This window comes from Trichocoleus sp. DQ-U1 (assembly GCF_039961925.1).
In the GTDB taxonomy this organism is placed as follows: domain Bacteria; phylum Cyanobacteriota; class Cyanobacteriia; order Cyanobacteriales; family FACHB-T130; genus FACHB-T130.
In genome coordinates, this window is sequence record NZ_JAMPKB010000136.1 from 1 (window position 1) to 8,059 (window position 8,059).

Sequence of the window (8,059 nt, forward strand, 5' to 3'; positions counted from 1 at the left end):
AGCTCCGTATACGGCATACCAACTCCCCAGTGTCTTGATGCTGATCTACTCCCTTATTGTGCAATCTCGATTATGAACTGGCACACTACTTGACCATTCATGCAGGAGGTCTAATTAGCCCTACCTACGGGGGCTACAGAATAATGCATTTTGGTAATAGAGACTTCTGAAAACCCATTCCCAATTATCCATTACCTATTTCCCAATACAAAATCGGCTAAAAATGCGATCGAGAACCGATTCTGTGACTTCCTCTCCGGTGATTTCTCCTAAAGCTTGAATGGCACCCCGCAAGTCAATTGTCCAGAAGTCGAGAGGGAGTTGATCGGTAATCGTAGCCAGCACTTGTTCCAAAGAAGTTTTAGCCCTCGTTAGCGCCGCTGCTTGCCGCTGGTTAATCGCTAAATCCAAGTCGGCTGCCTTGAGGTTGCTGGTGTGTACGGCATCCAAAATGGCTTCTTCTAGGGCGTCAATGCCTTGGTTATGGGCGGCTGCGGTGGGTACAACCCGGTGAATAGTGTCTGGGAGGGAAAATTCTGGAATCTCCCCAACCAGGTCAACTTTGTTAATCACTAAAATGAGGGGGCGGTGTTGTACCTGTTCGTAGATTTCTCCATCAGCGGGCGTCCAACCGGCTTGGGCATCAATGGTGAGTAGTACCAAGTCAGCGGCTTGGGCGGCATCGCGCGATCGCTCAACCCCAATCTTTTCCACCACATCAGCGGTATCCCGAATCCCGGCAGTATCTAGCACTTGCACGGGAATTCCACCGACGACCAGAGTCGATTCTACAACGTCGCGAGTGGTGCCGGGAAGGTCGGTGACGATGGCGCGATCGCTCCGACTCCAAGCATTCAGCAAACTCGATTTCCCGACGTTGGGACGCCCGACAATTGCCACTTTTAAGCCAGTGCGGAGGAGTTCGCCTTGTGCGGCAGTTGCCAAGATTTTTGTAGTTTCTGCCAATATCTGCTCGATTTGGGCGATGATATCCGCTTCATCCAACAGTGGCAAGTCTTCCTCAAAGTCGATTCGGGCTTCAATTTCTGCCAAGATGTCGAGGCAAGTGGTACGCAGGGAGCGAATCGGCTTTTGCAACTTCCCTTGCAACCCGGCAAGCGCTGATTGAGCCGCTTGAGGCGATTTCGCTCCCACGAGATCGGAAATACTCTCCGCCTGCGTCAAATCCAAACGCCCATTCAGAAATGCCCGCAGGGTAAACTCTCCCGGCTGTGCTAATTTTGCCCCCGCCTCCAAACACAGCTGCAATACCTGCTGCACTGGCATAATTCCGCCGTGGCAGTGGAACTCTACCACATCTTCGCGGGTGTAGGAGCGAGGCGCTTGCATCATCAACAACAGTGCTTCATCTACCACATCATGCGTCTGGGGATGGCGCACATATCCGTAGAGGATGCGGTGAGATTCCCACTGCTGCTTCCCTGGTGCGTGGAAGAGGGTACGCGCGATCGCGATCGCTTCCGCTCCCGATACGCGCACAATCCCCACACTCCCCTGCTGGGGAACAACAGCGGTAGCGATCGCGGCGATTGTTCCCCCCTGCACAAACGTTTCAGACATCTTGCCTTGAGATTCGGGTTAAATGAAAAGCTTATCAATTTCCATTCTGCTGTAATAAAGTGGAAGAATTACCAGAATTCTCAGAAGTTGTGCAATTAGTTTCTTCCCAGGCTCTTGAAGCCTATCAAAAAGTCGTTAAGCCTTATGAGGGTTTATTGGGAGTTGTCATTGGGCTAGCGATCGCTGACACTGCCATACACTTAATCCCAGCTTTTTTTCAGTCGGGTTTAATCGAATTTGCAGTTAGTTTATCTCTCGCGATCGCTGCCTGTTGGTTGGGTTCTCGCCTGTTTAAGCAGGTTTTTGATATCTATCTCTTAGATGCTGCGATCAACAGCGGACGTAAAATCAATAGCGAACTGCTAATTCTGGCTAAATTAATTGCTAATTTCATTATTGTATTTTTGATTATCGTTATTTTTGCCGAAACTCATAAAATTAATATTTTTGGTTTAGTAGCCAGTTTAGGGATTGGCGGCTTAGCTGTTGCCTTTGCTGCTCAAAAAACTTTGGAACAAGTATTAGGAGGCATTGTCATTTATCTCGATCGTCCCTTTGTTGTCGATGACTATATTGGCTTGCCAGATGGGATTTTTGGCAGAGTTGAGTCAATTGGCTGGCGTTCCACCAGAATTCGCACCTCTGGCAAAGGAACATTGGTAATCGTACCGAATAGTTCCTTAACACAGGTGAATATTGAGAATTTTTCGGGTGCCAAGAAAGTTATGGCTCTCATCTACTTAAACTTCGACCGAAAAATTGAGAACGAAGAACGTGCCTTAATTCGTCAAGTCATCTTAGACAGTACAGAGGATATTTTTGGAATCGACTCGCGCAACACCGAAGTTACATTTAAAGATTTGAGCAAGGATAGCGAGAGCAAAACGCAAGCACAAATCACTTTTTTTATCTTAGGTTCTAGCGAAGTGTCGATGGGATTGCGGCGTCAACTCCTCGATATTGCGAGTCAAAATATTACAGATAAATTGAAATATTACGGGATTGTCTTCGACATTGAAGAACCAACAATTTATGTGGATTCACCCATTACTATCTAATCTAAACCTTGCCGATATTCGTTATCAGGTTCTTCAAATTGATATTTCCAAACCCCTTATTTTCTTGCTGTTTGTCCTCCTGTCTTTGCTATTGGGACGATACACACCTGGGATCAGCAAATTAATCGTCCGCCGCTTTGCATCGGAGAAAGTAACGAGTATTTATGAAGACTTAATCGAGCCAATCAAACACTTGTTTAGAGTGGCGGGTACATTTATCCTTATCTCTCTTTCTCTAACCTGGATTGAAGATTATCAATCCCTTTATAAATTAATCAAACCTTTTGTAGATTTAGCTGTCATTGTTAGCGTAGCTTGGTTAATATCCCGGTTGTTTCGGCAGTTTATCCGAATTTATGGAATTGATATACTTGGGAAATTTAGTCGAGATTTTGATGAACTGATTTTGGTAATTGAGACTTTAGTAAATGTTGCGATCGGCTTCATCGCCATTCTGGCTTTTGCTCAAAGTCAGCAATTCAATTTAGTTGGCTTGATGGCAAGTTTAGGCATTGGTGGATTGGCGGTGGCGTTTGCGGCTCAAAAGACTCTAGAGCAGCTTTTAGGGACGATTGTTTTGTATTTAGATCGCCCTTTTGTTCCTGGGGATTATATTCGTCTGCCTTCAATTGGCAATGTACCCGGAGGTTTGTTTGGTCGCGTTGAATCGATTGGTTTGCGCTCTACTAAGATTCGCACGGCGGCTAAAAGTACGTTATATATTGTGCCCAATTCCACATTGGCAAATTTAGAAATTGAGAATGTGACGATGGGCAAGAAAGTAATGGTTTTACTTTATCTAGATTTTTTTCAGTTACTAGAAGATCGGGAACAGGCGCTAGTACAGCAAGTCATTAATCAGAGTACAGACTCTGTATTCGGGATCGATCCCGGTAGTACAAATATTACGTTAATGAATAATGCAGAAAAGCAAACAACAAGAGCGAGGGTAACGTTTTTTATTCTGGGTTCCAGTGAAAACTCGATTCAACTGCGAAAGCATCTACTGGAATTGGCGAACGAAAAAATCTCCAAGCATCTGCTCGAGTATGGCATAGAGTTTAAGATGCAGGAACCAACAATTTATGTTGAGTCACCAGTGACTATTTAATGACGCCTATACAGTTATGGCTAGATAGGTCATCCTAGAGACTGCCAGCGCGTTAGTCATCTTGCAGGATGCTCCTCTTTCAAGCGGTGATGGCTGTCCACTCTATCGACTGATTGTTGGGAACCTCAAATCGAATGGCGGTGGTCGCCCAGTTTTTAAAATCTGGTGCCATCCGAGTCAGCTTTTGCAGAATTTCATCGCTCACCCACAACACTAGCGGAAAGGCGAACTGCTTGCGGAACTGATTCCGGACGAGGTTCGTCGATGTAAGTACTTGATTAATGTCCACCACAGATTCTAGACCGAAGACCATCAAGGCTTGCGGCTGCCGATCTTCAATTGTTTTTTGAATCGTTGTATAAAGCGTCTTTACCGAAGGATGCAGGACGAGTTCTTGAATTTCGACCGTGGAGATTTCTTTTAGCAGCTTTGCCATTTGCTCTTGTAACTGGGGATAGTTACAGGAAACCAAAATCAGCGAGAACTCACCTTGAGAAAGCGCGATCGCCTTGGCGAGTCTTCTGAGCGATCGCTTGTGGTTTGCCTGAACATCTTCTGAATCATAAAGGTCAGTCATGGCGAGTACCAAAGGGAGTTTAATTAACATTTTTTCAATCTAAGTTTCTTTTTGCTTCCTTATATCGGGTGATTTTGGGAGCGTTCGGTCGATCGCGTCCTAACAGGACAATGACTGCTATCTTTTCGCTTCGTGATCTCTATCACTTAATTTAAGTGATCTCAGCTTGCCTGTCCAAAGGTAGCTAGAACAGTGCTGAGCTTGGATTGAGAGTCCTATAGGGGTTGTTGAATGTATGCGTACACCCGGTTATTTGCTACACAGGGGCATTCGGCTTTTCCCTTAACAAGGAATAAAATGTAATAAAACTTAACATATCGTTATAGTTCTTAAAGTCATAAGTGCTGGCTCTGAACATAGAATGCCAACGGCTCGATCGGACAACACTACGATGTGCTAAGAGCGCTCTTACTTTGCTGGATGTTGGCGGCATACGAATGTCCTAGACCTTACGTATTTTATGAAAAGCCGCAACTCTAATTTTTGAAACCACCTACAGCTTGTGTCTAAGTGAAAGAGCTTTATGCAGAAAATCCATAAGGATTGATTGCCGCTATGCAAACATTGCACACCTACCTGATAAAACTACCGAAAGAATGAGAAATTGCTGACAAAGCAACAGCAGCAGACTCGGCTCTTTTTGAGCGATTTAGAAACACATCTGCTTCTTTCTTGGCTGTATAAATGAAAACTGTAGCAGAGGAGACAGCAGCTTTGGGGGATTTATTAAGTAATCTTCAGCTTTCTTAGCCAAACCCAGACTTATAGTAGATGCGAATACGCAAAAGTTAGTAAATTAAGCGATAGCGAAGCGCCGACCTGTCGGTTCGCCCTTCCACATTTGAACGTCAACGAAGCGATCGCGCCTCTACTTCAAGAAGGCTTCTGTTCCCCTGAAAGACGGGTTTTCCCACCAGAATGGACATTGATGACGGTACGGGCGATCGCGCCGGTAGCCGGAATTCCCCCAAAGAAGGGAACGATGATATTCACTAAGCCTTGACCAATGAGTTCCCGATCGCTATTGTGTTTCTCACTCACGGTCATCCCATCCGCCACGACGGCTGATAATAAAGACTCGATCCTGCCGAGTGCTGCGAGTACCAAAGCCGGATCGATCGGTTCTCGAATTAATCCAAAATCATTCCAGTAGGGAATCCCTTGCGGCATCGGCAAGGATTGGGGAATAGCTCCAATTGTGGGCACATTGAGATGGAAATAAGATGCGATCGCGATCGCTAAAACCAATCCTATTAATGAACCCGGTATCGTGCGATTATTACTCCAATTTTACTCTCGTCCTTGAAGACATTTCCCCTTGTTTCTACTAACAAGTCAAAAAGTTTAACACTGCCTAATTGCCGGACGATGTAGGGTACATTTTGCGGATACCCAGGTATTGAGAAGGGCAGGTACAAGACCTACCCCGCCATCCTTTCAATCATCAGCCACTTCAAAACTTGTATGCTGGTTGCACTTGCAGCATCCTTAAAGGGAGCGATCGCGATTTTCGATTCCCAATGATTTCCATGACACCACAACCTTTACCCAGTCAACTTGCTGCAACCTTTGCCGAAATGCCCAAGTCATGATTTGTGGTTCCATAATATTTGGGGAAGTTTTCGTACACCCTGATTGAGGTAGAGATTGAAATACGCTGTCAAACGACTTTTTACGAGCTTCGCAGATGGGCTAGTTTGGTTTAGCCGTGCCTTTGGGCGTCAAGCTTGGTTTATCTTCCTGGTTGCCTTTAGCTTCACCATGACGCTGGTAAACCCTGCCGCATTTGCTCAGACAAAATTTTTCGATGTGGAAGGACTTTGGGCGCAACCCTGTATAGAACAGTTGGCACAAAAGCAGATTATTAGTGGCTACCCGGATGGAAGTTTTCGACCAAAGGCACCCGTAACCAGGGGTGAGTTTGCCGCGATGGTTGGCAAAGCTTTCCCCAATACAGCGGACGTTCGTAGCGGCGGTCAGTTTGCGGATATCCCAGCAAATTCCTGGGCGGTAGATGCAATTCGTAAAGCCTATCAAAAGGGATTTATGTCGGGTTATCCGGGTGGGGTGTTCAAACCGAACGAAAAAATCCCGCGATCGCAAGCGTTGGTATCTTTGGCGAGTGGTTTGAAGTATTCCCCCACTCAGGCGGTGAGTAGCACTTTGACGGGGGCATTTACCGATGCAACGGCAATTCCAAGCTATGCGCGGAATGCGATCGCTGCTGCGACCGAAAAACAAATCGTGGTCAATTACCCCAACGTCAAGACACTCAATCCCAATCAGCTAGCCAGTCGTGCAGAAGTTGCAGCTTTCTTGTGTCAAGCCACCGGAACTGCTGGATTAGTCCCTTCCCAATACATTGTTAGCGCTGGGACGCCGCCTACCGCGCAGTCCGAAGAGATTCGGGGGGTGTGGCTGACGAATATTGATAGTGACGTGTTGTTTGAGCGCGATCGCCTTAGCAAAGCCCTGCAACGCCTCGATGAGCTAAATTTCAATACCGTTTATCCCACCGTTTGGAATTGGGGTTACACCCTATATCCCAGTGCTGTAGCCCAAAAAGTCACCGGGCGATCGCTCGATCCCACCCCAGGCTTACAAGGACGAGATATCCTCAAAGAAATCATAGACCAGGGACATCAAAAAGGCATGGGAGTCATCCCCTGGTTTGAATTCGGCTTCATGGCACCTGCTGATTCTGACCTCGCCAAACGCCACCCCGAATGGCTACTCAAAAAACGCGACGGTTCTCAAACTTGGAAAGAAGGAACGCATAACCGAGTTTGGCTGAATCCAATGCGTCCCGAAGTGCAGAATTTTATCCAAGATTTAGTCGTCGAAATTGTTAGCAAATACGATGTTGACGGCATTCAATTCGATGACCACTTCGGCTTTCCCGCCGATTTTGGCTACGACGCCTTTACCGTCGAACTGTACAAGAAAGAAAACGGTGGGAAATCTCCTCCCGCCAACGCCCAAGATCCTCAATGGATACGCTGGCGGGCTGACAAAATTACTGCCTATCTGAAACAGTTGTTCAAGGCCGTCAAAGACCGCAAACCCAACGTTATTTTTGCCCTTTCTCCCAATCCCCAAGAATTCTCTTACAACTCCTTTCTAGCCGACTGGCAGAAGTGGGAACAGCAGGGGCTGATTGAGGAACTGATCGTCCAAATCTATCGAGATGATCTGAGCCGCTTCATTGGGGAATTAGAGCGCCCAGAAGTCAAAGCAGCAAAGCGCCATATCCCCGTCGCCATCGGCATCCTCAGCGGCGTGAAACCTCACCCGGTTAAGGCTGCACAAATTCAGGAGCAAGTTGCAGCGGTTCGTCAGCGTGGATTTGCCGGGATGTCATTCTTCTTCTATGAAAGCTTGTGGAATATGACCCCCGAAAAGCCAGACCTCAGACAGGCTGCCTTTAAAGGACTCTTTCCTACGTCCGTAGAGCGACCAAATCTTTTGGACGGGTGGAAAGCATCTCGTTAGGAATTAAGACTAAATAACCGGGAATCATTGCCGTTTTGTAGGGGCATGGCAATCAAAAAGCCCCTACGCGGTTTATAAATCCCCTGAGAGTTTGTATCGCCGGTACGGACAAGAAATTTGTTTTTCTTAACCTGAGTTCGGGTTAAGCCGAAGGGAGGAAAAACGCATTGATATTGAGAGAGGGCTTCTTAGGCTGATGGCAATAGGCAATTAATCCACAGACCAAATTCACCAAGAAAT

5 protein-coding genes and 1 pseudogene are annotated in these 8,059 nt (G+C 46.5%); 3 read left to right on the forward strand and 3 right to left on the reverse strand.

Annotation, left to right across the window (positions count from 1 at the left end):
• Positions 1-195 precede the first annotated feature (195 nt).
• A complete protein-coding gene (mnmE, locus tag NDI34_RS27085; protein ID WP_348234379.1) occupies positions 196-1,581 on the reverse strand; it encodes a tRNA uridine-5-carboxymethylaminomethyl(34) synthesis GTPase MnmE in 1,386 nt (461 codons plus the stop codon).
• Between the two features lie 59 nt (positions 1,582-1,640).
• Here mnmE and NDI34_RS27090 point away from each other — a divergent pair, with 59 nt between their 5' ends.
• Together NDI34_RS27090 and NDI34_RS27095 are read left to right on the forward strand one after the other, a co-directional pair.
• On the forward strand, positions 1,641-2,639 hold the full coding sequence (locus NDI34_RS27090) for a mechanosensitive ion channel domain-containing protein (protein ID WP_190528807.1): 999 nt from the start codon (positions 1,641-1,643) through the stop codon (positions 2,637-2,639).
• Positions 2,614-3,750 carry a mechanosensitive ion channel domain-containing protein gene (locus NDI34_RS27095; RefSeq protein WP_348234380.1) on the forward strand — a complete coding sequence of 379 codons (1,137 nt, stop codon included), beginning with the start codon at positions 2,614-2,616 and terminating at the stop codon, positions 3,748-3,750. Before NDI34_RS27090 ends, NDI34_RS27095 begins: the two co-directional genes overlap by 26 nt.
• Positions 3,751-3,829: 79 nt before the next feature.
• Here the strand turns inward: NDI34_RS27095 and NDI34_RS27100 are convergent, their stop codons facing one another.
• On the reverse strand, positions 3,830-4,357 hold the full coding sequence (locus NDI34_RS27100; protein WP_242028965.1) for a hypothetical protein: 528 nt from the start codon (positions 4,355-4,357) through the stop codon (positions 3,830-3,832).
• 861 nt (positions 4,358-5,218) lie between these two features.
• A pseudogene (locus NDI34_RS27105) lies at positions 5,219-5,599 on the reverse strand (SulP family inorganic anion transporter); the annotation flags it as partial.
• Between the two features lie 375 nt (positions 5,600-5,974).
• On the opposite strand from NDI34_RS27105, the gene NDI34_RS27110 reads away from it, so the two are divergent.
• The gene (locus NDI34_RS27110; protein ID WP_348234381.1) at positions 5,975-7,819 is read left to right on the forward strand and encodes a family 10 glycosylhydrolase; all 1,845 of its coding nucleotides are present in this window, start codon (positions 5,975-5,977) and stop codon (positions 7,817-7,819) included.
• Positions 7,820-8,059 lie beyond the last annotated feature (240 nt).

Bases quoted from the DNA above. Each gene is read 5' to 3' on its own strand.
- NDI34_RS27095 (WP_348234380.1), top strand. From the start codon at position 2,614: ATGTGGATTCACCCATTACTATCTAATCTAAACCTTGCCGATATTCGT.
- NDI34_RS27100 (WP_242028965.1), bottom strand. From the start codon at position 4,357: ATGTTAATTAAACTCCCTTTGGTACTCGCCATGACTGACCTTTATGAT.
- mnmE (WP_348234379.1), bottom strand. From the start codon at position 1,581: ATGTCTGAAACGTTTGTGCAGGGGGGAACAATCGCCGCGATCGCTACC.